This is a genomic window from Kitasatospora sp. NBC_01539 (assembly GCF_045040525.1).
Lineage (GTDB): Bacteria > Actinomycetota > Actinomycetes > Streptomycetales > Streptomycetaceae > Kitasatospora.
This window is the reverse complement of record NZ_CP109390.1, coordinates 3,024,217-3,048,029: the sequence shown is the minus strand read 5'-3', so window position 1 is coordinate 3,048,029 and position 23,813 is coordinate 3,024,217. Positions and strand designations below refer to the sequence as shown.

The following is a 23,813-nucleotide window of genomic DNA, read 5'->3' as shown; positions in this document are numbered from 1 at the left end:
GACGGGGTGACGGGGTGACGAGACTACGGCAGGTACTGCGCGGAGGAGGCACCCATGCTGGGTGCCAGCCAGCGGTCGTAACTGCGCTGCCACCCGCCGCCCGCCCGGTAGTCGGCCAGGGTCTGGTTGACCCAGGCGACCAGGTCGGGTGCGGACTTGTTGACGGCGACGCCGGTGTAGCCGGGCAGGATCGTCTCCTTGAGCACCCGGACGGTCGGGTCCTGGGCGGCCTGCGCGGCGGCCAGCGTCGTGTCCGTGAGCGTGACGTCGATCAGGCCGAGCTGCATCAGGACGAGGCAGTCGAGCTGGTTCTCCACCACCTTGACCTCGGAGGCGCCGCGCGGATCGCGCTTCAGCTCGACGTCGGAGGAGGAACTGGCGGGCGTGCAGGCGCGCTTGCCCCGGAAGGCCTCCGCGACGGTCGTGGCCTTCGACGAGCGGGGCACCACCGCCTGCTGCCCGGAGCGGAAGTACGGCACCGAGAAGGCGACCTCCTTCAGCCGGTCGCACGTGATGCTCATCGTGCGGGTGATGATGTCGACCTCGTTGTTCTTGATCGCGTCGATCCGGCGGGCGGTCGGCACGGTCTTCAGGGTGACCTTGTCCGGGTCGCCCAGGACCGACGCCGCGACGGCCCGCGCCAGGTCGATGTCGAAGCCTTCGATCCTGCCGTTCTGCGGGTTGCGGAAGCCCCAGTTGAAGCTGTTCTGGTCGACACCGACGATCAGCGTGCCGCGCTGCCGGATCTGCCGGATCTTCGCCCCGGAGGCGTCCTTCGCCGGGGGTGCGCTCCTCGTCGGGTCGCAGTCCGCGGCGGGGGCCAGCCCGGGGGCGGCCGCCACGGCCGCCGCCGGCACCGGGAGGTCCGGCGCGGTGCGGGCGTCGCCGCCGGTGCCGAGCACCGCCGCGGTGACCGCGAGGGCGGCCGCGGCCGCGCCGGCCGCCGCCCGGGTGCCTGTCGTACGGATCGCCGTCATGCCCGTCCCCCTCTACCGGTACTCGGCCAGTCGGCGGCCGATGCCGCGGACCGTGGCGGCCGCGGCGGCCACGGCGAGGACCGCCGCGCCGACCGCGAGCGCGTCGTACCCGCCGGCGACCCCGGAGGTCTCGGCGGTGAAGCGGGCCTGCTCGGCGGCGCCGGCCGCGGCGAGTTCGCGGTCCGTCGCGGTGAACGCGGCGTCGGCCGTGGTGTCCGCGCCCACCGCGACGGTGGTGCGCAGGGCGGTGTCGTAGTCGCCGGCGCGGTCGCTCGCGGCAGCCTTGGCGTGCCGGGCGTCCCACTCGGTGAACTGCTTCACGGCTGCCGCGAGGTGGGCCCGGGCCTCGCCGGCGGGCGCCCCGCTCTCGGCGGTGTGCAGCGATCCGGTGCCGGTGCGGCCCTTGCCGTCGGCGGTGGGCGCGCCACCGAGCTCGTCGGTGACGGCCTGCCAGCGCTTGGCGTAACTCTCGCTGGCACCACGGGAGATGTAGTGGAGGTTCTCGGCGGCGCGGGCCTGCAGCACCTCGGTGCGGGCACGGCCGAGGTGCTGCAGCGGTTCGGCGCCCTCGGTGCGGCCCGCCGCGAGGGAGGCCGACGCGACCAGGCCGCCGACGGCCAGCCAGCCGGTGGCGAGCAGCACGGCCAGCGAGGCCGCGACCAGGCCGGGGTTGAACACCCGGTTGGTGCGGCGGAACAGGTGCAGCTGGTACGTGCCGAGGGCGACCAGCACGGCGAGGCCGGCCAGCACCGCGCCCCACGGCAGGGCTTCGGCCCGGTCGGAGTCGTCGTCGCGGCGCTGCGCCTCGGCGGTGACGAGCTGTTCGGCGGCGGGGAGGACGGTGTTCTGCATGACCCCGGAGGCGTACCGGAGGTAGGCGCCGCCGAGCGGCAGGCCCTGCCGGTCGTTGGCCCTGGCGGCCTCCACCAGACCGGCGTACTGGGGCAGTTGCTGGTTCAGCTCGGATATCCAGCGCTGGGCGGGGGAGTCGGCGGTGCTGCGGGCCGCGGCGCGGGTGAGGAGCCGGGCCGCCGTGGCGAGGTCGTCCTCGTAGCGCTTGCGGACCTCGGGGGGTTCCTCGCCGGCGAGGAGGAACCCGGTGGCGGCGGTGGTGTCGGCGTCGGCGAGCGAGCGGTAGATGTCCGCCGCGTCCTGGCTGAGCGGCTGGCTGTGCGCCACCAGCCGGTCGGCGGCGCCGGCCCGGGCGGAGGCCTGCCAGGCCGCCACGGCGCCGAAGAGCAGCACCACGGCGACCAGCACCGCGCCCGCCAGCCGCAGTCGGCCGGGCGGTGTGCGGGACGCGAGCCGGATTTCGGCCAGCCGTTCCCGGCCGTCCTGCAGCCCGGGCAGCCGCGACGTGCCGCCGCGTCCGCCCGGCGACGGCAGTGGTGCTGTCGCCCCGATGACCGCCGGTCTCGTCACCCGGCCCACCTCCCCCTCGCCCCACCCCGGTGCCGGGGCATCCCCGACGCCAGCAGTATGGCCGTCCCGTGTGACGGCCACACGCGAGTTGTGCTGATCTTGAGGTCGCACCAAAGACCCGATCCGACACCTATCCGTACTTTTCGTGCGCTGCCGGTGAACATTCGGCGGCCTGCCGGTGGGGCGGCACGGGTGCGCCGGAGGCCGGGAGGGCCTGCCGGGGCCGTGGGGGCGGCCCGTAGCATGGGCGCATGCGTCTGCTCGGCACCATCACCCCGGACCGTCCGCTCCTCGTCGTCGCCGTCCGCGAGGAGGCCGCACACCTCGGCGAGCGCCTCCCCGTGCTGCTGACCGGCATGGGCAAGATCAACGCCGCGGCCTCGCTGGCGACCGTGCTCGCCCGGGGCCCGCACCCGTCGGAGGTCGTCAACCTCGGCACGGCCGGCGCGCTGCGGCCCGGCCTGGCCGGCGGCACCCACGAGATCGCCCGGGTGCTGCAGCACGACATCGACACCCCGGTGCTGCGCGAACTCACCGGCCGCAGCTACGGCGAGGCGATCACCCTGGCCGACGGCGACGGCCTCACGCTCGCCACCGGCGACCTGTTCGTCTCCGACCCGGACGCCCGCGACCGGCTGGCCCGCGAGGCCGACCTCGTCGACATGGAGGGCTACGCGCTCGTCACCGTCGCCCGGGGCGCGGGGGTGCCGGTGCGCCTGGTGAAGCACGTCAGCGACGAGGCGGGCGACGGCGCGGCCCGCACCTGGCGCGAGTCGGTGGACGGCTGCGCGAAGATCCTGGCGGCGTGGGCCGACGACCGGCTCTGACGCCGGTGCCCGCCCGCGGCACGCACGGAGGCCGGGACCACCACGGTCCCGGCCTTCGTGCTGTGCGTCCCGCTGCTCAGGCGGTGATCTGCACGCCGGTCAGCGCGGGCACGAACTGGTCGAGCTCGGTGCGCCAGTAGCGGGCCACGTTGAGGCGGGTCGGCTTCTCCTCCCCGGGGAAGTGGAAGCGCATCGAGCTCCACAGGGTGGCCCGCTTCACCTCGGTGACCAGCGCGCGGGCCTGCTCCAGCGGCACGACGTGGACGAGCTCCTGCGGGCGGTTGCTCATGCGGGCGGCGCGGTGCACGACGACGACGCGCTCGGTCAGCGTGACGAAGTAGTACTTGACGAAGAGCTGGCCGATCACGCCGAGCTGGCTCATCAGCCAGGGGCTGGGGCCGGTGACGGTGTGGAAGGTGACGACGGGCCGGTCGTTCGGCTCGATCGCGGCGATCGCCGCGGCGACCTGCTCCTGCATGGTGGACTTACGGATCGCCATCTGGCGTGCTCCCCCTGGGGACGGTCAGCGGGCCCGAGGTGCGGGCCTGCCCTGCGAAGCCGGGAGCGTAGCGGCCATCGGGCCGTCCGATCAAACGTGCGAGCCCGCGCGGGTCGATTCGTGACCCGGTGTTCACCGTTCGAGCACGTCGGTGCGCCCGCCCGCCGGGGCGGGAGGCCGCCGCCGCGGCCGGCCCGGGTGTGCGGACCCGGGGCGGCCGCGGCGGCGGGGTCCGTCAGGCCGCGGCCGACCGCCGGGCGGTGTACGCCGCCCGCAGCCGCTGCTGCGCCTGCGGGCCCGCGTCGAGCCGGTCGAGGCCGAGCAGGGCCGCGCCGAGCACCGGCGGTGCGACGACCACCCGCGGCTCGGCGAGCGGGGCCGCGGCGGCCAGACGCGCCGTCACGTTGTCGTGGAGCAGCGGGTGTTGCGCCGCCAGGACGCCGCCGCCCAGGACGACCGGCACGGGCTCGTCGAGCAGGTCCAGGCGGGTCAGCGCGACCACCGCGAGGCGGACGATCTCGTCGGCCTGGCGGTCGATCAGGGAGAGGGCGGTCGGGTCGCCGCCCTCGGCGGCGGCGAACAGCACCGGGACGATCTCGTGCAGCCGCTCCCGGGGGAGGTCGCCCAGGTGCACGGCCTCGGCGACGGCGGTCGCGCCGGGCAGGCCGAAGTGCGCGCCGATCGCGGGCGCGAGGGCGGTGGCGCCGCCGCGGCCGTCCTCGGCCCGGGCGGCGTGCCACATGGCCTCGGCGGCGAGCCCGCCGCCGCCGCCCCAGTCGCCGGTGAGCATGCCGAGGGCGGGGAAGCGCGCGGTGCGGCCGTCCGGCAGGAGGCCGGCGCAGTTGATGCCGGCGCCGCAGACCACGGCGACACCGCGCGGCCCGTCGGTGCCGGCCCGCAGCAGGCCGAAGGTGTCGTTGGCGACGGCGCCGGTGACGCCCCACGGCCGGGCCTCGACCGCGGCGAGCAGCCGCTGTTCCTCCACGGGCAGGTCGGCGTTGGCGAGACAGGCGCTCACGTGGCTGGTGAGCGGGGTGCCGGGCCGCAGCCCGGCCTGGGCGGCCACGGCCTCGACGAGCGGGGTGAGTTCGGCGATCGCCCGGTCCGCGCCGTCGGGCTGGGGCTGGAAGCCGCCGCCGCGTGCGGTGCCGAGCACGGTGCCGTCGGCGGCGACGAGGGCGACGTCGGTCTTGCTGTTTCCGGCGTCGATGGCGAGGACGCCGGGTACCTGCCCGCCGAAGTGACGGTTCATCGGATTCCCCAGGGGTGGCGCGAGGTGGTCATGTGCGGTGTCACGCCCAGCCGAGGTGGGCGCGGTTGTGGGCGATCAGCCGGTCGGTGAGCTGTTCGGCGCGGTCGAGCTGGCCGATCAGCGGGTGGGCGAGCAGGGCGTCGAAGACCCGGTCGCGGCCGCCCCTGAGGGCGGCGTCGAGGGCGAGGTGCTCGTACGCGGTGACGTTGGCGATGAGGCCGGCGTAGAGCGGTTCGACGGGCCGCTGGGGCAGCGGGCGCACCCCGGCGGCGTCCACCTCGGCGGGCACCTCGATGACGGCGTCGTCAGGGAGGAAGGGCAGGATGCCGTCGTTGCGGGTGTTGACGACCTGTACGCCGGTGTTGCCGTCGGTGCCCAGCAGGGCGGCGATGAGCTGCACGGCGGCCTCGGAGTAGAAGGCGCCGCCGCGCTTGCCGAGCAGCTCGGGCTTGGTGTCGAGGGCCGGGTCGGCGTACATCTCCAGCAGTTGGCGTTCGATCGCGGCGACCTCGGCGGCGCGCGAGCCCTTCTCCTTCAACTCCTGTACGACCACGTCGTGCTGGTAGAAGTAGCGGAGGTAGTAGGAGGGCACGACGCCGAGCCGGCGCACGACGCCGACCGGCAGGTGGAGGTCGGCGGCGATCTCCTCGCCGTGGCCGGCGAGGAGTTCGGGCAGCACCTCGCGGCCGGTGGCGGCGCCGGGGGAGTCGAGCAGGGTGACGCCGCGCTCCCAGGTGAGGTGGTTGAGGCCGACGTGGTCGAGGCGTACGAGTTCGGGAGCGACGCCGAGGTGGGCGGCGAACTTCCGCTGGAAGCCGATCGCGACGTTGCACAGGCCGACCGCGCGGTGCCCGGCGGTCTGCAGGGCGCGGGTGACGATGCCGACCGGGTTGGTGAAGTCGACGATCCAGGCGGCCGGGTTGGCCCGCCGCACCTGCTCGGCGATGTCGAGGACGACCGGCACGGTGCGCAGGGCCTTGGCGAGGCCGCCGGCACCGGTGGTCTCCTGGCCGACGCAGCCGCACTCCAGCGGCCAGGTCTCGTCCTCGTTGCGGGCGGCCTGGCCGCCGACGCGCAGCTGCAGCAGTACGGCGTCGGCGCCGTCGACGCCCGCGGCGACGTCGGTCGTCGTCGTGACGACCGCGCCGTGGCCCTGCCGGGCGAAGATCCGCCGGGCGAGGCCGGCGATCAGCTCCAGCCGGTCGGCGGCCGGGTCGATCAGGACGAGCTCGCCGACCGGCAGGGTGTCCCGCAGGCGGGCGAAGCCGTCGATCAGCTCGGGTGTGTAGGTGGAACCGCCGCCGACGATTGCCAACTTCAGTGCGGACATCAGCCCTTGACCCCTGTCAGTGTCACGCCTTCGATGAAGGCCTTCTGTGCGAAGAAGAAGAGAACGATCACCGGTGCCAGCACCAGGAGGGTGGCCGCCATGGTGAGGTTCCAGTTGGTGTGGTGGGCACCCTTGAAGGACTCCAGGCCGTAGCTCAGGGTCCAGGCGCCCGGGTTCTCGCTGGCGTAGATCTGCGGCCCGAAGTAGTCGTTCCAGCAGCAGAAGAACTGGAAGAGCGCGACGGCCGCGACGGCGGGTTTCGCCATCGGCAGCACGACCCGCAGCAGGGTGCGCAGGTCGCCGCAGCCGTCCATGCGGGCGGCCTCGACGTACTCGTTCGGGATGGTGAGCAGGAACTGCCGCAGCAGGAAGATCGAGAAGGCGTCGCCGAAGGCCATCGGGATGATCAACGGCCAGAGCGTGCCGGTCAGGTGGAGCTGCTTCGCCCAGAACAGGTACATCGGGACGACCGTGACCTGCGGCGGCAGCATCATCATGGAGACGACCGCCATCAGGGCGAGCCGGCGGCCGCGGAAGCGGAACTTCGCGAGGGCGTACGCCACCGGCACGCTGGAGGCGACGGTCAGCGCGGTGCCGGCGACCGCGTACAGCAGGGTGTTGCGCCACCAGGTGAGGAAACCGGGGGTGCTCCAGACCTCGGCGTAGTTGCCCCAGTGCCAGCTCGTCGGCCACAACTGCGGGGTGAGGGCCTGCTGGTCGCTCATCACCGAGGTGAGGAGGACGAACGCGAACGGCAGCAGGAAGAACAGTGCGGCGGTGACGGCCAGCGAGTGGACGGCCACCCAGGAGAGCACGGCCCGGCGGCGGGCGGCGCGGGCGGCGGGGGTGGTGCCGGCGGCGGCCGCGGGCAGTCGGACGCCGGTGGAGGTGATCGTCATGGGTCAGTCCTCACCGATCAGGCCGGCCCCGCGGCGCAGCAGCAGGGCGGTGAAGGCCATGGAGATCGCGAACAGGATGAGGGCGGCCGCGCAGGCGGTGCCCGTGTCGAAGCGCTGGAAGCCGAGGTTGTAGACCATCTGCGGGAGCGTCCAGGTGGAGCCGTGCGGGTAGCCGGGCTCGAACTGCTGGCCGGAGCCGCCGATCACGCCGCTGGCGACCTTTCCGGCGACGATCGCCTGGGTGTAGTACTGCATGGTCTGGATGACCCCGGTGACCACGGCGAACATCACGATGGGGGAGATGTTCGGCAGGGTGACGAAGCGGAACCGGTGCCAGGGCCCGGCGCCGTCGAGTTCGGCGGCCTCGTACTGGTCGCGCGGCACGTCGAGCAGGGCGGCCATGAAGATGACCATGAGGTCGCCGACGCCCCACAGGCCGAGCAGGGTGAGGGCGGGCTTCGACCAGGCCGGGTCGGTGAACCAGCCCGGCTGCGGCAGGCCGATCTCGCCGAGCAGGTGGTTGACGGGTCCGGTGCCGGGGTTGAGCAGGAAGGCGAAGGCCATCGTGGCGGCCACCGGCGGTGCCAGGTAGGGCAGGTAGAAGGCGGTGCGGAAGAACCCGGCGCCGGTCCTCACCTTGGTGATGAGCAGGCCGACACCGAGGCCGAAGGCCACCCGCAGGGTCACCATGACGACGACCAGCCAGAGGGTGTTCCGCAGGCCCTGCCAGAAGAACGGGTAGTGCGTGAAGAGGTACGTCCAGTTCTTCGACCCGTTGAAGGCGGGGGCGGTGAAGCCGTCGTACTTCATGAAGGAGAAGTACGCGGTGGACAGCAGCGGGTAGGCGAAGAAGACGCCGAAGCCGATGAGCCAGGGGGAGAGGAAGGCGAGGGTGCGGGCGCGCTCCCGGCGGCGCTTGCGCTTCAGCGCCGCCGGGACGGCGGGTGCGGTGAGGGCCATGGGGCGGCCGTCACTTCGCCTGGTCGACGGCGGCGTCGATCTCGCCCGCGGTGGCGCGCAGGCCGGCGGCGAGGTCGTTCTGCGTGCCGGACTCGTAGGCGTAGCCGAGGTTCTGCAGGGAGACCTGGTAGGCGCCGCCGTTGACGGAGGCGGGCGTGGTCGAGGAGTGCGGGTTGCGGGCGATGTCCAGGAAGGTGCGGAAGTCGGCGTCCGCTTCGAGCTTCGGCGAGTCGAGGGCGGCCAGGGTGCTGGGCACGTTGTGGATGGCGTTGGCGAAGGCCACGACGGCGTCGGTGTCGGTGGTCAGGTACTTGACGAGTTCCCAGGCGGCGGTCTGCTTGCGGCTGGTGCCCGAGATGCCGATGATGGTGCCGGTCTGGTAGCCGCGGCCGTAGGTGGCGGCCTGGTCGTCCGGCACCGGGAACGGTGCGGTGGCCCACTCGAAGTCCGGCTTGTCCTCGGCGAGCGAGGCGGTGCGCCACTCGCCGTCGATGGCCATCGCCACCTGCCCGGTGGTGAACGGGTTCTTGGCGCTGAACTCGTCGCCGAAGCCGGCGCGGTACTTCTCCAGCTTCTCGAAGCCGCCGAGCTTGCCGACGAGGTTCTTCTGCCAGGTGAACATCGCGGCGACCCGGGGGTCGGTGGCGATGTCGGACTTGCCGTCGGCGCCGAAGTACGAGGCGCCGTACTGGCCGAGGAAGTGGGTGGGGGTGGATTCGTAGCCGTGGTAGTTCGGCATGAAGCCGAGCTGCCGGTAGCCGTCGCCCTTCGCCACGGTCAGCTTGACGGCGTCGGCCTCGAACTCGCCGAAGGTCTTCGGCGGTGCGGTGATCCCGGCGGCGGCGAAGGCGGTCTTGTTGTAGTAGAGGCCGTACGCGTCGCCGAGCAGCGGCAACGAGCACTGGTTGCCCTGGTAGGCGCTGTAGGTGAGCATCGCGGACGGGAAGGTCTTCGCGGGGTCGATGCCGTCCTTCCCGAGGAACGGCGCCAGGTCGGCCCAGACCTTGGCGGAGCAGAACTTGCCCACGTTGTCGGTGGTGAAGGAGGAGACGACGTCGGGGGCGGCGTCGCCGCCGGCCCGCAGGGCCTGCTCGCTCTTGTCGTCGGCGATGTTGCCGACCACCTTGACGTGGATGTTGGGGTGCAGCTTCTGGAACGCCGCGACGTTGGCGTCGATCGCCTTGGTCTCGCTCTCCTGGCTCCAGCCGTGCCAGAAGGTGATGGTGACGTCCTTGCCCTGGGCGGAGCCGTCGTCCCCGCCGCCCTGCTGCTGGCCGGTGCAGGCGGTGGCGAGCAGCGCGAGGCAGGCGGTGCCGGCGAGGGCGGCGATCGCGCGGCGCGCCGCGCTGGGGGTGGTGTGCACTGGAGGGTCCTCCTGGGGGTGCGTGGGCAGGCGTCATCGCCCTTCGGCCCGTGCGTGGGGGATGGTGTGCGGTGCGGGGGGATCGGTGCGGGGTGCACGGGGTCGGCGGTCAGTGGGTCGTGAAGGCCGCTTCCCTGGCGGTGGCGAGGGCGCGTTGCAGTGCGCCGTGCAGGACGGGGGAGCCCGGGACGCTGGTGCACCGCACCTCGGGCCGGGGGATGGCGATCCGGGCCAGCGACTCCTGGACGAGGGCGCGCAGCCGCTCGCCGCCCGCGGCGGGGACGCCGCCGGAGAGCACCAGGAGTTCGGGGTCGACGACGGAGACGATGGAGGCCAGGCCGACGGCGATCCGTTCGGCGAGGATGCCGAGGAAGGTGTCGCCGGCGCCGGGGGTGTCGAGGGCGAGCGCCACGGCCTCCTGCGCGCCGGCCGCGCCGAGCCCGTGTTCGACGGCCAGTGCGAGGACGGCGTCGGCGCCGGCGAGCTCCTGGAAGCCGCCGGAGTTCTTGCGGCGGACGTCGTGGACGACCGGGGCGCCGGGCACCGGCATGTAGCCGACCTCGCCGGCGCCGCCGGTGAAGCCGCGGTGCAGGCGGCCGGCGATGACGATGGCGGCGCCGATACCCTCCTCGGCCCAGAGCAGGACGAAGTCCTCGCAGCCCGCGGCGGCGCCGAACGCCTGCTCGGCGATGGCGGCCAGGTTGACGTCGTTCTCGATGGCGACGGGTGCGCCGAGCCCGGCCTCCAGTTCGGCGACGAGCCGCGGCGAGTGCCAGCCGGGCAGGTGGGAGGCGTAGCGGAGCCGGCCGGTGGCGGGGTCGAGGGCACCGGGCACCCCGATGACGATCTCGCGGAGGCTGCCGGGTGCGAGTCCGGCCTGGCGGACGGTCTCGGCGACGGCGGCGCCGACGTTGGCGACGGTGGCGGCGGCGGGCCAGCCGCGGGTGGCGACCTGGTGTTCGGCGAGGGTGGTGCCGGTGATGTCGGCGACGCCGATGCGCACGTGGGTGGTGCTGACGTCGAGCCCGGCGACGTACCCGGCGGCGGGGTTGACCTGGTAGAGCTGCGCGTTGGGGCCGGGGCCGCCGGCGGTGGTGCCGACCGGCACGACCAGGCCGGCGGCCTCCAGCCGTGCGAGCAGCTGGGAGGCGGTGGGCTTCGACAGGCCGGTGAGGGTGCCGATCTGGGTGCGGGAGAGCGGCCCGTTGGCGAGCAGGAGTTCGAGTGCGGCGCGGTCGTTGATGGCGCGCAGCAGGCTGGGCGTCCCGGCGAGCGGGGTGCGGGTGGTGTCGGTCACGTCTCGCATCCTCCTCCGTCGGGGCGGGCCGGTGCCGCCAGGGGTGCTTTCCCGGGAGACTGTTAGGAAAGTTTCCAATCCCTGGGAGGACGGTAGATCGTCGCCCCGGGGGTGTCAATGGACCGAGGTCGAAGCGTTACCGGCCGAACGCGAAGGGCCCCCGGGATCCGTCGGATCCCGGGGGCCCTCGTCCACAGCCGCGGCGCACTACTCCACGTGCTGCTGCGCCGGTATCGGCTTGGCGGCGGCCGACTGCGGCGACGCCGGGTCGGCCAGCGCCGACGGCGCCCCGATCTCCCCGGCCACCGGACCGGCCGGCTGCGCCACCGTCACCGCCTCGTCCTTCAGCTTCACCCCGGCCTCGTCGAAGGCCAGCTTGAGCCGCTGCCGCAGCGCCCGCGCCACCTGCATCGACCTGCCCGGCGTCGTGCGCGCCTCGATCTTCAGCACCAGCGAGTCGGTGGCCACCGAGTCGACGCCCAGCACCTTCGCCCGGCCCCAGATCAGCTCGTCGTACGGGGCCTCCTTGGAGAGCTGCTCCGCGGTGTCCGTGATCAGCCCCTCGATCCGGGCCAGGTCCTCCTTGTAGCCCACCTGCACGTCGACGGTCGCGGTGCCCCAGCCCTGGCTCATGTTGGCGATCCGCTTCACCTCGCCGTTGCGGATGTACCAGATCTCGCCGCCCGCGCCGCGCAGCTTCGTCACCCGCAGACCGACCTCCAGCACCGTGCCGCTCGCCACGCCGGTGTCGATCTCGTCGCCGACGCCGTACTGGTCCTCCATGATCATGAAGACGCCGGAGAGGAAGTCCGTCACGAGGTTCCGCGCGCCGAAGCCGATCGCCACACCCGCCACACCGGCACTCGCCAGCAGCGGCGCGAGGTTCACGCCCAGCGCCGACAGCACCATCAGCGCCGCCGTCCCCAGGATCGTGAACGACGCCACGCTGCGCAGCACCGAGCCGATCGCCTCGGACCGCTGCTGGCGCCGCTCGGTGTTCACCACCCCGCTGTTGGCCAGCAGACCGCCGAGGCGGCCCACCTCCGCCTCCTCCTCGGTGGCGCGCCCCATCCGCGTGATCAGCTGCGTGATCAGCTTGCGGACGACGGCCCGCAGCACCAGCGCCAGCACCACGACGAAGACGATCCGCACCCCGCCCTCGACCCAGCTCTGCCAGTTCTGGTCCAGCCAGCTCGCGGCCTGCTTGGTGGAGGCCGACACCTCGCCCGCGCTGGTCGGCAGCTTCAGGTCGAGGGACGGCTGGGCGGGCGATGGGGTGGCTTCGGCGAGGAGACCGGTGGGACCGGACCGGAACACGTGCGGGCCTTCCGTGGAGCGGGGTCGGGCCGGCGCACACGGCGCCGGCGCGGCCCGCCTGGCGGACCGTCCCGTCCAACCCTAGCGGCCGTCCCGACCCGCCCGGCGGCTCCGTCGACCCGCCCCCGGCCTGCCCGCAGGGGCCCTCACCGGGGGCGACGTGTGCACCACGCCCGGTGCGTGGGCATACCGCCTATGACGGATTCCACATCCGGTCCGTTACACGGGAATGGTGGCGCCGCACGAAGACGTGAGGCGACACTGGGGGAGATCGCGCCGCAATGCGATCACCCGCTCGTCCCGGCGCGAGCCACGCGCCGCAGGCGTCCAAGGAGGCATCCGTGCCGCATGTCCTGGTCCTCAACGCGTCGTACGAGCCACTCGGAGTGGTCTCCACCCGCCGCGCCCTCATCCTGGTCCTCAACCACAAGGCGGTCAGCCTGGAGGACTCCGGAATCACTCTGCACAGCGCCACCGACACCCTGACGGCACCGTCCGTCGTCCGCCTGACCCGCTTCGTGCGGGTCCCCTTCCGCGGGCCCGTCCCGCTCACCCGCCGCGCCCTGTTCGCCCGCGACCACGGGCGCTGCGTCTACTGCGGGGCCGCCGCGACCAGCGTCGACCACGTCATTCCGCGCAGCCGGGGCGGCCAGCACCGGTGGGACAACGTCGTGGCGGCCTGCCGCCGCTGCAACCACACCAAGGCGGACCGCCACCTCACCGAGCTGGGCTGGCGGATGAAGCGCCCCCCGGCCCCGCCCATCGGCCTGGCCTGGCGCGTCATCGGCACGGGGATCAAGGATCCCCGCTGGCGCCCCTACCTGGAGCCGTACGGCGGCCTGGAGCAGTTCCGCGAGTACGAGCACCACGACCATCTCGACCACGCGGGTGCACTGCCGGTCCCGGCCGTCAGGACCCACCCGCACCGCCGCGGGGAGCCCGAACCGCTCTCCGCCTGACAGACAAAGGGCCTGCCCGTCAGACTTCGGTACGCCTCATGGGCCGCCGGCGAACCCCCAGCGGGATCGTCGGCGGCCCGCCGTCTGCCACCACCTCCGGGAGCCCGACCCGTGCCACCGACGATCGCCGCCCTCTCCTTCGACGGCGACGACACCCTCTGGGACTTCGGTGCCTCCTTCGGCACCGCCATCGCCGCTGCCGCCGCCTTCCTCGGCGCCGAGCTGGGCGGACCGGCCGTGCAGGTCGCCTGGCTGCAGCGGATCCGCACCGAGGTCGAGGCACTGCACCCCGCGGCCTCCCTGCCCGAGCTCCGGCAGGCCGCGTTCGCCGAGGCCGCCCGCCGCCGCGCCCCCGACCGCCCCGACCTCGGGCCGCGCGCGTACGAGGCGTTCATGGCCGCCCGCGCCCGCTCCACCACGCTCTACCCGGAGGTCGCCGCCGCCGTGGCCGCGCTGGCCCGGCGGCTGCCGCTGGCCCTCACCACCAACGGCAACGCCGAACTCGCCTGGACCGGCCTGGAGCCGCACTTCGCCGTCGTCGTCCGCGCCGTCGACTGCGGCCTGCGCAAACCCGACCCGGCGATCTACCGGCTCACCGCCGCCCGCCTCGGCGTCCCGCCCGGGCAGGTGCTGCACGTCGGCGACCACCCCGACGAGGACGTCGCCGCGGCCCGCGCCGCCGGGATGCAGGCCCGGCTGCTCGACCGCAGCGGCCGCACTCCGGGAGCCCTGACCTCCCTCACGGAGCTGCTCCCGGCGGCAGGACTCAGCCCGTGACCGCGTACACCTCGACGCCCCACAGCGAGTAGCCGTACTGCGTGCCCCGGGTGACGCCCTGCATCCGCAGGAAACGGGTGTTCGGGGCGTCGAAACGCACCGTCTCCACCCCGCCCCGGCCGTCCTCGACCGCCGCCACGGTCGTCCAGGTGACGCCGTCCGACGAGGACTCCAGCCGGTACGCCGAGGCGTACGCGTCCTCGTGCCAGTGCAGCACCGCCGACCCGAGCCGGACGGCCTGCGGCAGCTCCAGCCGGATCCACGAGCCGGCCACCGGGGGCGAGGACCAGCGGGTCTGCGGGTCTCCGTCGTTGATCCGCGCGGCCGGGTACTCCGGGGTCCGGTCCGCCGACGAGGTCGCCGTCGCCAGCCTGGCCAGGTCCTGCCCGCCGGTCGGCGGCACCACGTGCACCTCCAGCTCCTGCCGGAGGGTCAGCGTGCCCGCCGTGAACGTCACCGGCACCCGGTACGTGCCGGACGGCGTGTCCGCCGCCGCGGCCACCTTCAGCGGCACCCCGACCCGGCTGCCGCGCGGCACCGCCACGGCGGAGCCCTGGGTGACGGTCAGGCCCCTGGCGACCGCCGGCACCTCGACCTTCAGCTCCCCGCTGGTGCCCTCCGGACGGCCCGACTCCAGCACCGCCTTGGTGATCACCGGCACGGCCTGCCCGGACACCACGTCCACGCTGCCGTCGGAGAGGTTCAGCTGCGCCGCCGGGGCGTCCGCGTACCAGGGCACGATCTGGTTGACCACCGGCGCCTGCAGGCCCGGCGCCCACACCAGGCGGATCGCGTCGACGGCCCGGCCGCCCGCGGCCAGCTCGTTGTAGCCCGGCTTCAGGTCGCCGATCGGCGTCCACCCGCCGTCCGCACCGCGCACCGACACCGTCGCGGTCGCCAGCACCGTCGGGTCGGTGAGCACCGTGACCCGGTCCAGCGGCCGCGCCGCGCCCAGCTCCACCGTCAGCGGCTCGGACGCCACCGTCGGCGCGTCGGCCGCCCGGAACGCCGTGTCCGGGTCGCCGTCGAGCACCGCGTCCGCCGAGGAACCGGGCGCCGCGGCCGGCCCCGTCACCACGGCCGGGTTGTCGTCCGGCGCCGTCACGGAGAACTCCCGCACCGCCACCGCGGTCTTCTGGCCCGTCACGGCCCGCAGCCGCACCGCCTTCGCCACCGTGCCCGCCGGGGCGCTCACCGAGACGCTCTTCCGGCCCTGCACCAGCGCCAGCTGCCGCCAGCCGCCGCTGCCGGTGGTGTACTCCAGCACGCCGTCCCGCAGGTAGTCGTCGGCGGCCGACGCGGCGTCCGGCCCGTCGCCCCACGAGCCCATCAGCACGGTCACCCGGCCGAGCGGCCGACCCGCACCGAGGTCCAGGCCGACCGCGTCGCCGGTGTGCGGCGGCTCGGCACTCCAGTAGAACGTGTCCGCCGCGCCGTCCGTCATCAGCCCCGGCACGTGGTCGTTCGCCGTGCCGATCGTCGTGGTGGGCACCGGCGTACCCGCCCCGGACCCCGCCCAGGTGTCGGCATCCCGCAGCGCCCGCTCCAGGAAGCCGTCCAGCACCCCGCCGCCGACCGTCACCGTGCCGTGCGCCAGCTCCTCCCGCAGCTCCCGCAGGCCCACCCGGGCCTGCCAGGCCGCGCTGCCGTCGCCGCTGCGCTGCGCCATCAGCATCGTCAGCGCGGCCTGCCCGGCGCGCCCGTACGCGGCGAGGCGCTCCAGCCACGGGCCGGCGTCCTCCGCGACCGGCTCGGCGGCCAGTGCCGCCGGGGCCCCGGCCATCGTCGCGAACGCCGCCCTCACCGGCTCCGCCGCCTCCTGCAGCCGCGCCTGGTCGGGCGCCCCGCCCGAGGACGGCTCCAGCGCCGCCCAGAACCGCTCCAGCAGCGGCACCAGGTAGCCGGACTCCCGCCCGTCGAGCGGCGAGGAGGCGCTGTTGCCCGCCAGCGCGGTCAGTGCCGCCCGCGCGCCCGCGTCGCCGCCCGCCACCAGGTGCACCGCGGCCCGCACCGAGTCGGCCACGCGGTAGCCGTCGGGCTTCCAGCCGAAGTCGGCGGCGGTGGCGAGCGGCAGCCGGGAGGCGACCGGCTGCGTCATCGCCGAGGTCAGCAGCGCCGCCGAACGCGTCGCCACCGCCGGGTCGCGGCCGGTGTAGCCGCCGAGGAAGAGCCGGTCCGGTGTGGAGTCGTTCACCGGGTAGTTGTCCATCGTGACCAGTGGGCGGCCGAACAGCCCGGCCGTCTCGGCGAGCCCGCTGCCCGTCACCTCCGCGGCGATCACCGAGCCGCCGCTCCACGCGACCTGCACGCCCGCGGGCAGTGCCGCCGCCAGCGCACTGCGGTACGGCGTGGCGCCCTGCTTCTGGTACTCGGTGGGCACCACCGTCAGCGGGGCCAGCTCCGGGTGGGCGGCGATCAGCCGCCGCTGCACCTCGGCCGCCAGCGCCCCCTGGGCCTTCGCGGCCGCGGCCGGACCGGTGCCGAAGGTGCGGCGGTCGCCCGGGCAGTGCCACTCCTCGTAACTGACGTCGAGGAACTGCAGCTGGAAGGCGCCGAAACCGAGCCGGCGCAGGCCGTCGAGCTTCGCCACGAGCGCGTCGACGTCCTTGCCGGAGCTGTAGCAGAACGACTGCCCGGGGTCGATCGAGTAGCCGAGCACCACGTGGTTGTCCCGGGCGCGCTCGGCGAGCCGGCGCAGCGCGTCGGCCTGCGCGGCCGGGTACGCCTCGCGCCAGCGGGCGGTGCGGTACGGATCGGCGCCGGGCGCGTACAGGAAGAAGTTCTGCTTGGTGCTGCCGAGGAAGTCCAGCTGGTCGAGGCGCTCGCCGGTCGTCCACGGCGTGCCGTAGAACGACTCGGCGGTGCCGCGGACGGGCGCGCCGGTCGGCCAGTCCCGCATCAGGACGCCCGGCAGGCCCCGACCGGCCGCGGCGGCGGCCTGACCCTGGCCCGCCGCGATCGGGGCGAGCAGCTGCCGCAGGCTCTGCGCGGCGTAGAAGGTGCCGGTCGCGTCGACGCCGGCCAGCACCACGGCGCCGTACGTGCCGCCGCCCGCGGCGGGCAGGCGTCCGGCCGCCAGGACGTAGCCGCCGGACGGGAGCCCGGCCGGCGAGAGGTCGGAGGCCGCCCGGCCGCCCGCCGCGGCGAGCTGCCGCAGCACCCGGTCGGTGTCGCCGCCGGCGCCCTCCGCGGGGCCGCCGACGTACACGACCAGCGAGCCGGCGACGGGCGCCGCGGACGGGTCCGCGCCGATGATGTCGGTCGCGCCCGCGATGCCCAGCACCCGGCGGACGGCGGCCACCGCGGACGCGTCGGCGTGCCCGGCGGTGACCAGGCCGACGGTGTCCGGCACGGAGACCGCCTCGCCGGCGGCCACGAGCTGCTGCGGGCGCGGGTACACCTGCGGCTCGGTGATCGAGCCGAGCGGGGCGACGGGCGCGGTGCTGACGGTGCGGTCGCCGATCGCGGGCGCGGCGGCGACCGCGGCGGGCCCGGCGAGCAGCCCGCCGACGACGGCGGCGGCGGAGAGGGTGGCGGCGAGCTGCAGGGTGCTGCGGCGGCGGCCGGGCGCCGTGGTGCGGCGTTCGGCGCGCACGGAGGCGAGCAGCGGCTCGGTGCCCTTGAGGTCGGCGATGAAGCGGTCGGCGGCCTTCGGCGCGAGCTGTCGCGCGGTGCGCGCAGCCGTCCGACGGGCCGTCAGCGCGACCGGATGGTCGAGGATTTCACGCAGCGAAGCGCTCTGGTCGAGCTGCTGCCTCAGCCGCCGCCCGGCGGCCACCGACACCCGTGCCTGCACCGGACCTCCTCCGCACCCGAACGTGCAGCTCACCGGCCCTGCCGCCCGGTCGACCGCCTGCACCCGCCTCGACGGGCCAGCCCACCAGGTGACAGGTCGGGTGTCAACGCCGCTGACAGGTATGCCCGATATGTGGAGAAAAAGCGCCGGGCCGTCCCCGGCGCGCCGTGCGGCGCACCGGGGACGGCCCCGGGTGGTGCGGTCGGGGGGTCAGCCGCGGCTGACGGACCAGACCTGGGCGGGCGTCCGGTTGCAGTCGTAGAGCGCGAGCCGGATGCCGTTGGTGGTGTCCGCGTTGGGCACGTCCACGCACCGGCCGGAGACCGGGTTGTAGATCGAGCCGTTCGCGAGCGGGATGAACACCTGGTTCGGCCAGACCGGGTTGCTGCCGCAGTTCCAGATCTCCATGACGGTGCCGTTGGCGGTGCCGCCGCCGGTGGCGTCCAGGCACATGCCGTTGTTGCTCAGCGTGCCGTTGGCGTTGACCGTCCAGCGCTGCGCGGGGACGCCGGCGCAGTCCCACACCTGGACGGCGGTGCCCGCGGCGGTGGCGCCGCCGTTGACGTCCATGCACTTGCCGGCGAAGCCGGTCAGGGCGATCTGGCCGGTGGTCGACGACCACGGGTCGGTCGGGTAGTTGTACGCGACGACGTCGCTCGCACTGCCCTTGAACCACGAGGTCGGTGCGCCCTGGTACTTGTACCGGCCCAGGACGACGGGGCCGGTGATGCCCGACTTGCTGGTGTGGAAGCCGGATCCGGCGAGCACACCGTTGACGTACAGCTGGATCTGTCCGCCGGCGGCGTTGTAGCTCGCGGTGAGGCGGTCCCAGCGGCCCGCCTGGAAGCGGGCGGCACCGGTCATGCCGATCGCGGTCTGGTCGTAGCTCCAGTTGGTGTCGTCGGCGGTCGACATGCCGAACCGCCAGGTGCCGTCCGAAGCCTCGGGCCACAGGATGAAGCCGCTGGTGCTGGTGCCGTCCTGGCTGAGGACCGGGCCGCCGCCCTGGGCCGGGTTGGCCCAGACGCTGACGGTGAACGACTTGGTGGAGTCGATCGAGGTGCCGGTGGTGTCGATCTCGCCCGTGGTGCCGTTGAAGGTGGCGGCGTTGACGGTGCGCCCGTCGACGGTGGCCGGGGCGAAACTCACGCCGGGCTTGACGGTGCCGGGGTGCTGGCCTGCCGTGTCGGCGGCGGTGGTCGCTCCGGCGGCCTCGTTGAGCTGCCAGCGGGCCGAAGGGGTGCGCAGGTCGCCCAGGGTGCGCGAGGCGGCGAAGCCGGTGACCTTGCCGTTGGTGTCGGCGGTGCCCGGCCACACGACCAGCCGGCCGTCGTTGGCCTTGGCCCACAGGTCGGCGACGCCGTCGCTGTTGAGGTCGCCGTTGGAGCCGACCGTCGGGTAGGTCGCCGGGTCGAAGCCGCCGGTGCCGGCGACGGTGCCGGTGGTCGGGTCGGTGAGGGCGCCGAAGTCCACGCCGCCACCCGACTTGGTGGTGATCGGGTAGGCGTGGACGGTGCCGTTGACCCGGTCACGGGCCCACAGGGTGGGCTGGTTGCCGCCGTTGGCGGGGCCCGGGCCGATCAGGTCGTAGTTCGTCCAGTCGGCGGTGGAGACCTGGGTGTCGGTCGGCTTGAGAAGGCGGGCGCTGCTGGTGCCCGGCGGGAACAGCCACAGCTGGTGGTTGATCACCGCGAGGATCGAGGTCCGCGTGAGGACGTAGTTGTTGTTGGCGTCCTTGGCGGCGTTCTCGCCCTCGGGGGTGCCGACGGCCAGGATCTGCGTGGCGTTGGTCCAGTCCGTACCGAAGTCGGCCGGGCAGGGGATCGTTGCACCGTCGATGTCCTGGCAGGTCACCGCGGAGTTGATGGTGGTGCCGGACTTGTAGAACGCGGTGCGGGTGACGAAGTTGCCGTGCCCGTCGTTGGCGTACAGGTAGAGCCTCGGGTCGCCCGCGGGGTGGGCGATCAGGTCGTCGACCGGCTTGCCGGCGAGCAGCGAGGCGCGGTGGGTGATCTGGACGCCGTTCCAGGTGCCGGTCGGCGAGGTCGCACCGGCACCGGCGATCGGGTTGGCGTTGGCCGGGTCGTTGCTGGTGTTGATCAGCCGCAGGTTGCCGTTGGCGTCCGGCAGGACGAGGTCGGGCTTCTGGTCACCGGTGAGGTCGCCGAAGACCGGCAGGGTGCCGGGCTTCCAGGGGGCGTAGTAGCTGTAGGCGGACGGCTGGCTGTAGTTGCCGGCGTTGTCCTGTGCCTGGACGTACAGGATGTTGGTGCCCCAGAGGCCCGGGGTGTAGCTGTACGAGGCCTTGCCGTTGGCGTCGGCCATGACCGTGCCCGCGTCACCGCAGTGCCAGCCCGTGACCGGGGTCGAGCTCGTGCTCACCCGGAAGCAGGCCAGGCCGGAGGCGTTGAGGCCGGAGGCGGGCGCCGGGTCGCTGCCGGAGATGGTGAAGGTGCCGGCGTCGGTCGCGTACTTCGCCGGGGTGGTGTTCGGCGTGCCGGACGGCGGGAAGTCGGTGGAGCCGACGGCGACCGCCGGGGCGGTCTTGTCGACGCGGAAGTAGCACCACGGGCTCTCGGCCGAGGTCAGGGTGTCGTCGGTGGCGTTGGCCGTCCAGCCGTACTGGTGACCGTCGATCAGCGAACCGACCGAGACGACCTCGTTGTTGTACGAGCTGGTCTTCGGGGAGTTGCCGTTGAAGCCGTTGGCGCCGTCGTTGTCGTCCCACATGCGGAACTTCGCGTAGAGCGGGAGGCCCGCGGGCGACCAGTCGGAGACGGCGAGGGTGATGGGGGCCTCCCCCTGAGTAGCGGACACGCTGATACTGGATCTGCTTGATCCGGAGGAAGCGAGAACACCGCCGATGGCGATGAAGGACTACTCGGACGAGTTCAAGGCCGATTCCGTGGCCCTGTACGAGTCCACGCCCGGGGCGACCTACAAGAGCATCGCCGCCGACCTGGGCATTAACAGGGCGACGCTGCGCGATTGGGTGCTGCGGGACCGGGAACGTCGCGTCGGGGCCCCGGCGGCCGCTCGGGCAGGTGGGGCAGCGCCGGCCCGGACGGGACAGCCGGCACCGTCCGCCGACTCGGACGAGCGGATCCGGCAGCTGGAGGCCCGGGTGGCCGAGCTTGAGGCGAGCGAGCGGAAGCTGGCCACCGAGCGGGACATCCTGCGCAAGGCGGCCAAGTATTTCGCCGGCGAGACGAACTGGTGAACCGCTTCCAGTTCGTCCACGACCACCGGGACGCCTTCGGCGTGAAGCGGTTGTGCCAGGTGCTGGGCGTGAACCGCTCCAGCTACTACAAGTGGCGGGGCGGGGCCGACGCGCGGACCGCGCGGGAGGCCGCCGACCAGGCCCTGGCCGAACAGATCCGGGCCGTCCACGCCGACTCCGACGGCGCCTACGGCTCCCCGCGGGTCACCGCCGAGCTCCGCGCCGACGGCCGGAAAATCAACGAGAAACGAGTGGCCCGCGTGATGCGCAAGTTCTCCATCCAGGGCATACGCCTGCGCAAGCGGGTCCGCACCACGATCCCCGAGCCGTCGGCGACACCGGTGCCGGACCTGTTCCAGCGGGACTTCACCGCCCCCGCGCCCGGCCTGAAGTACATGGGCGACATCACTTATCTCCCCACCGGTGAAGGCGACTTCCTCTACCTGGCCACCGTCCTGGACTGCTTCAGCCGCCGGGTCGTGGGCTGGTCCGTCGCCGCCCACATGCGCACCGAACTCGTTGCCGATGCCCTGCGGATGGCTGCCGCCACCCGCGGCGGCCTGGGCGGCGCGATCTTTCACTCAGACCACGGAGCCCAGTACACATCGCGTGAATTCGCCGACTTGTGCGGCGAGTTGGGCGTCACCCAGTCCATGGGCACGGTGGGCACCTCCGCCGACAATGCCGCCTGCGAGAGCTTCCACGCCACCCTCAAGCGCGAGACCCTACGCGGGGCCCACCACTACCCGGGAACGGAACTCTGCCGACGCACCGTCTTCCGGTGGCTCACCCGCTACAACACCCGCCGCAGGCACTCCGCCAACGGACAGCTCAGCCCCATAGCCTACGAAAACCAGTACCGGCGGGAGTCCGATAGGCTCACGCTGGCTGCATAACCAACCCGACGCGTGTCCACCTCCGCGGGGGAAGGCCCATGCTCTGGTTGGCGCCGACCCAGCCCGGGTTGTACCAGGCGTAGCCGCCGCCGGGGGTCTGGCAGTCGTTGTGCTGGTTGGTGCTCGCGAAGCCCGGGGTGGGGCTGGTCCGCGGGTACCAGATGCTGGGCGTGAGGTCGTAGTTGGTCGTGATGTGCGGGTTGTTCGCCAGGTGCTTGCGGTAGAGCTTGTTGTTCTCGTCGTCGGGCGCGATGCCGACGGTCCAGTCCGGGGAGTGGTTCGCGGCGGCCTGCTGCATCTGCGAGGTCACGTTGAACGCGATCGGTCCGGTGCCGGTGATCGGTACCGAGCTGCCGACCTTGGTGCAGCCGCCGAAGGTGCCGCTGCCGTTGCAGGGCTGGTTGCTCCAGGTGGTGTTGCTGCTGATGGCACCGGTCCAGTAGAGGCCCAGCGGGGTGCTGGTGCTCGGGCTGGAGGCGCCCGTCACGCTCGCGTAGAACGTCGAGTCGTAGACGGTCGGTGCGGCGGGGGCGCCGGTCGGCGTGTTGTAGATCGCCGAGTTGATGCTGATCCGGTAGTAGGCGCGCTCGCGGCCGTAACCGGTGCAGTCGCTGTAACCGCAGTAGCCGACACCGAGGTTGCTGACGGAGTCCGCGTACTTGGTGCCCGGGTTGTACTCCTGGACCTGGGCGGACATCGCGGAGGCGCTGTCGGCGCTGATGGTCGGATCGATGAACCAGGGGCCGGTGCCCTTGCCGAAGGTGGCAGGGTCCGGGGTCAGGTCGAAACCGCTGCTGTCGGCCCTGATGCCGATCTTCCCGACCTTGGCGCCGGAGCCGGGGCCCTTGGCGGACGAGGCCTCGTCCGCGTCCCCGCCGCTCCTGCCCTGCGGGCTCGCCTGGGCGGCCTTCCGGGCCGGGGCCGGTGTGGAGTCCCACTGGAACGGGGTCGGCGCCTGCAGGCGGACCTTGCCCGCGGCGTCCTTGAGGCTGACGTTGCCCGCGGCGTCGGTGGCGACGCTCAGACCGGTGGTCTTCACCGGGAAGTGCAGGCTCTTCAGCTTCGGGTTCGCGGCCGCGGCGGCGGTGCGGACGACGATGACGTCGCGCCAGCCGCCGTCGGGCAGCGCGGTGAGCTGGAGGTCGACGTCCGGCAGGACGTCGGCGTAGGTCGCGGTGTCGCCGGCCAGCGAGGGGACGGGCAGGGCGAACGGTGCGGTGACGGCCAGCTTCTTGCCGTCCGCGGTGGTGATCGTGGCGAGCGGGCCGCTGCCGCCACCGGACACGGTCAGCCCGCTGGAGGTGACCGCGGGGGCGACGGTGCCGTCCGCCGCGCGGCGGAGGGTGGTGTCGAGGTCCGCCCACGCCGTGCCGCGCCTGGTGCGCACCGGCTTGGCGTAGTCGGTGGTGCTCAGGGTGCCGTTCGGGTTGGCGACGGTGGTCGACGTCTCGGTGGTCATCGCGTCGACGGCCGCGGCCCTGCCCGATGCCTTCGCCGCGGCACGCGCGTCCAGAACTTTTTGTTGAGTATCCGTCAGAACCGGTGCTGAGACGGCATTTCCGGTGCCGGCGGCCGAGGCCGCGGGGGCCGCGAGAAGGGCCATTCCCAGGGCTCCGGCGGCAGTGCCGGCGAGCATCCGGAACCCTGCCCGGGTGCGGCGTGAAACCTGCTGATCCGGGGGTCTCTGTTCCCTTTGTGTCATGACGGTTCGACCTCTCCCCTCCTGCTCGCGCGATCGCCGCGCGAATGTTCGAGACGGAACGATGGGGCCCCCGTGTGGGATTCGTCAAACGGGTTCTCTCCATGTCGTCATATGTCCCGATCAGGCAGAAGAGCGCGGGCAAAATCTTGGTAAACAGTCGCGACCAAAAGGAGATTGGCGGACTGTCAGTTTTGGTCGCACTCGTAAGGTCTGACCGATCCTCGGATCATCATGTCGACAAGCCCATACGGGCTGAACCAGTGGGAGTTCGGTTTCCTTGAGAGCGATACACGCTCGGGGGCCGGCCGGTCGATGGCTGC

Annotated in this window: 17 protein-coding genes; 4 read left to right on the top strand and 13 right to left on the bottom strand. The window is 73.3% G+C overall.

Annotation, left to right across the window (positions count from 1 at the left end; translation table 11 throughout):
- Positions 1 to 23: 23 nt before the first annotated feature.
- Both OG335_RS12995 and OG335_RS12990 read right to left on the bottom strand, forming a co-directional pair.
- Positions 24 to 977, bottom strand: a complete 954-nt coding sequence (locus OG335_RS12995; RefSeq protein ID WP_405011259.1) for a glutamate ABC transporter substrate-binding protein — start codon at positions 975 to 977, stop codon at positions 24 to 26.
- A gap of 12 nt (positions 978 to 989) precedes the next feature.
- Complete coding sequence (locus OG335_RS12990) at positions 990 to 2,399, bottom strand: hypothetical protein (protein ID WP_405011258.1); 1,410 nt, start codon at positions 2,397 to 2,399, stop codon at positions 990 to 992.
- 251 nt (positions 2,400 to 2,650) lie between these two features.
- On the opposite strand from OG335_RS12990, the gene OG335_RS12985 reads away from it, so the two are divergent.
- The gene (locus OG335_RS12985; RefSeq protein ID WP_405011257.1) at positions 2,651 to 3,226 is read left to right on the top strand and encodes a nucleosidase; all 576 of its coding nucleotides are present in this window, start codon (positions 2,651 to 2,653) and stop codon (positions 3,224 to 3,226) included.
- Between the two features lie 76 nt (positions 3,227 to 3,302).
- Here OG335_RS12985 and OG335_RS12980 read toward each other — a convergent pair whose 3' ends face one another.
- The 8 genes from OG335_RS12980 to OG335_RS12945 form a co-directional block, all read right to left on the bottom strand.
- Positions 3,303 to 3,725 carry a hypothetical protein gene (locus OG335_RS12980; protein WP_405011256.1) on the bottom strand — a complete coding sequence of 141 codons (423 nt, stop codon included), beginning with the start codon at positions 3,723 to 3,725 and terminating at the stop codon, positions 3,303 to 3,305.
- 235 nt (positions 3,726 to 3,960) lie between these two features.
- Complete coding sequence (locus OG335_RS12975) at positions 3,961 to 4,977, bottom strand: N-acetylglucosamine kinase (RefSeq protein WP_405011255.1); 1,017 nt, start codon at positions 4,975 to 4,977, stop codon at positions 3,961 to 3,963.
- Between the two features lie 40 nt (positions 4,978 to 5,017).
- Positions 5,018 to 6,307: a 6-phospho-beta-glucosidase gene (locus OG335_RS12970; protein WP_405011254.1), complete on the bottom strand. Its 1,290-nt coding sequence runs from the start codon at positions 6,305 to 6,307 to the stop codon at positions 5,018 to 5,020.
- A complete protein-coding gene (locus OG335_RS12965) occupies positions 6,307 to 7,206 on the bottom strand; it encodes a carbohydrate ABC transporter permease (RefSeq protein WP_405011253.1) in 900 nt (299 codons plus the stop codon). The genes OG335_RS12970 and OG335_RS12965 overlap by 1 nt, the downstream gene beginning before the upstream one ends.
- Positions 7,207 to 7,209: 3 nt before the next feature.
- A complete protein-coding gene (locus OG335_RS12960; RefSeq protein ID WP_405011252.1) occupies positions 7,210 to 8,166 on the bottom strand; it encodes a carbohydrate ABC transporter permease in 957 nt (318 codons plus the stop codon).
- Positions 8,167 to 8,176: 10 nt separating this feature from the next.
- Positions 8,177 to 9,529 (bottom strand): ABC transporter substrate-binding protein, encoded by a 1,353-nt coding sequence (locus OG335_RS12955; RefSeq protein WP_405011251.1) that lies wholly within the window; start codon positions 9,527 to 9,529, stop codon positions 8,177 to 8,179.
- Between the two features lie 109 nt (positions 9,530 to 9,638).
- Complete coding sequence (locus tag OG335_RS12950) at positions 9,639 to 10,835, bottom strand: ROK family transcriptional regulator (protein WP_405011250.1); 1,197 nt, start codon at positions 10,833 to 10,835, stop codon at positions 9,639 to 9,641.
- A 198-nt stretch (positions 10,836 to 11,033) separates the two neighbouring features.
- A complete protein-coding gene (locus OG335_RS12945; RefSeq protein ID WP_405011249.1) occupies positions 11,034 to 12,143 on the bottom strand; it encodes a mechanosensitive ion channel family protein in 1,110 nt (369 codons plus the stop codon).
- Between the two features lie 341 nt (positions 12,144 to 12,484).
- Here OG335_RS12945 and OG335_RS12940 point away from each other — a divergent pair, with 341 nt between their 5' ends.
- The gene (locus OG335_RS12940; protein WP_405011248.1) at positions 12,485 to 13,102 is read left to right on the top strand and encodes an HNH endonuclease; all 618 of its coding nucleotides are present in this window, start codon (positions 12,485 to 12,487) and stop codon (positions 13,100 to 13,102) included.
- Between the two features lie 111 nt (positions 13,103 to 13,213).
- Entirely contained in the window at positions 13,214 to 13,879 is a 666-nt protein-coding gene (locus OG335_RS12935) for an HAD family hydrolase (protein WP_405011247.1), read from the top strand.
- On the opposite strand, the gene OG335_RS12930 is transcribed toward OG335_RS12935, so the two are convergent.
- Together OG335_RS12930 and OG335_RS12925 are read right to left on the bottom strand one after the other, a co-directional pair.
- On the bottom strand, positions 13,869 to 17,675 hold the full coding sequence (locus OG335_RS12930) for a beta-N-acetylglucosaminidase domain-containing protein (RefSeq protein ID WP_405011246.1): 3,807 nt from the start codon (positions 17,673 to 17,675) through the stop codon (positions 13,869 to 13,871). The two genes, OG335_RS12935 and OG335_RS12930, sit on opposite strands and share 11 nt — an antisense overlap.
- 210 nt (positions 17,676 to 17,885) lie before the next feature.
- On the bottom strand, positions 17,886 to 20,492 hold the full coding sequence (locus OG335_RS12925) for a ricin-type beta-trefoil lectin domain protein (RefSeq protein WP_405011245.1): 2,607 nt from the start codon (positions 20,490 to 20,492) through the stop codon (positions 17,886 to 17,888).
- Between the two features lie 46 nt (positions 20,493 to 20,538).
- Between OG335_RS12925 and OG335_RS12920 the strand changes: the two genes are divergently transcribed.
- Positions 20,539 to 21,791 (top strand): IS3 family transposase gene (locus OG335_RS12920; RefSeq protein ID WP_405009726.1). Its coding sequence is split into 2 segments (ribosomal slippage): positions 20,539 to 20,881 and positions 20,881 to 21,791, totalling 1,254 coding nucleotides; the frame shifts between segments, so codons are not numbered across the junction.
- Here the strand turns inward: OG335_RS12920 and OG335_RS12915 are convergent.
- Positions 21,775 to 23,250: a hypothetical protein gene (locus OG335_RS12915; protein ID WP_405011244.1), complete on the bottom strand. Its 1,476-nt coding sequence runs from the start codon at positions 23,248 to 23,250 to the stop codon at positions 21,775 to 21,777. The two genes, OG335_RS12920 and OG335_RS12915, sit on opposite strands and share 17 nt — an antisense overlap.
- Positions 23,251 to 23,813 lie beyond the last annotated feature (563 nt).

Excerpts from the sequence above, each read along its gene's own strand:
- OG335_RS12995 (WP_405011259.1), bottom strand. The coding sequence starts at position 977 with ATGACGGCGATCCGTACGACAGGCACCCGGGCGGCGGCCGGCGCGGCC.
- OG335_RS12985 (WP_405011257.1), top strand. The coding sequence starts at position 2,651 with ATGCGTCTGCTCGGCACCATCACCCCGGACCGTCCGCTCCTCGTCGTC.
- OG335_RS12980 (WP_405011256.1), bottom strand. The coding sequence starts at position 3,725 with ATGGCGATCCGTAAGTCCACCATGCAGGAGCAGGTCGCCGCGGCGATC.
- OG335_RS12975 (WP_405011255.1), bottom strand. The coding sequence starts at position 4,977 with ATGAACCGTCACTTCGGCGGGCAGGTACCCGGCGTCCTCGCCATCGAC.
- OG335_RS12970 (WP_405011254.1), bottom strand. The coding sequence starts at position 6,307 with ATGTCCGCACTGAAGTTGGCAATCGTCGGCGGCGGTTCCACCTACACA.
- OG335_RS12965 (WP_405011253.1), bottom strand. The coding sequence starts at position 7,206 with ATGACGATCACCTCCACCGGCGTCCGACTGCCCGCGGCCGCCGCCGGC.
- OG335_RS12960 (WP_405011252.1), bottom strand. The coding sequence starts at position 8,166 with ATGGCCCTCACCGCACCCGCCGTCCCGGCGGCGCTGAAGCGCAAGCGC.
- OG335_RS12950 (WP_405011250.1), bottom strand. The coding sequence starts at position 10,835 with ATGCGAGACGTGACCGACACCACCCGCACCCCGCTCGCCGGGACGCCC.
- OG335_RS12915 (WP_405011244.1), bottom strand. The coding sequence starts at position 23,250 with ATGACCACCGAGACGTCGACCACCGTCGCCAACCCGAACGGCACCCTG.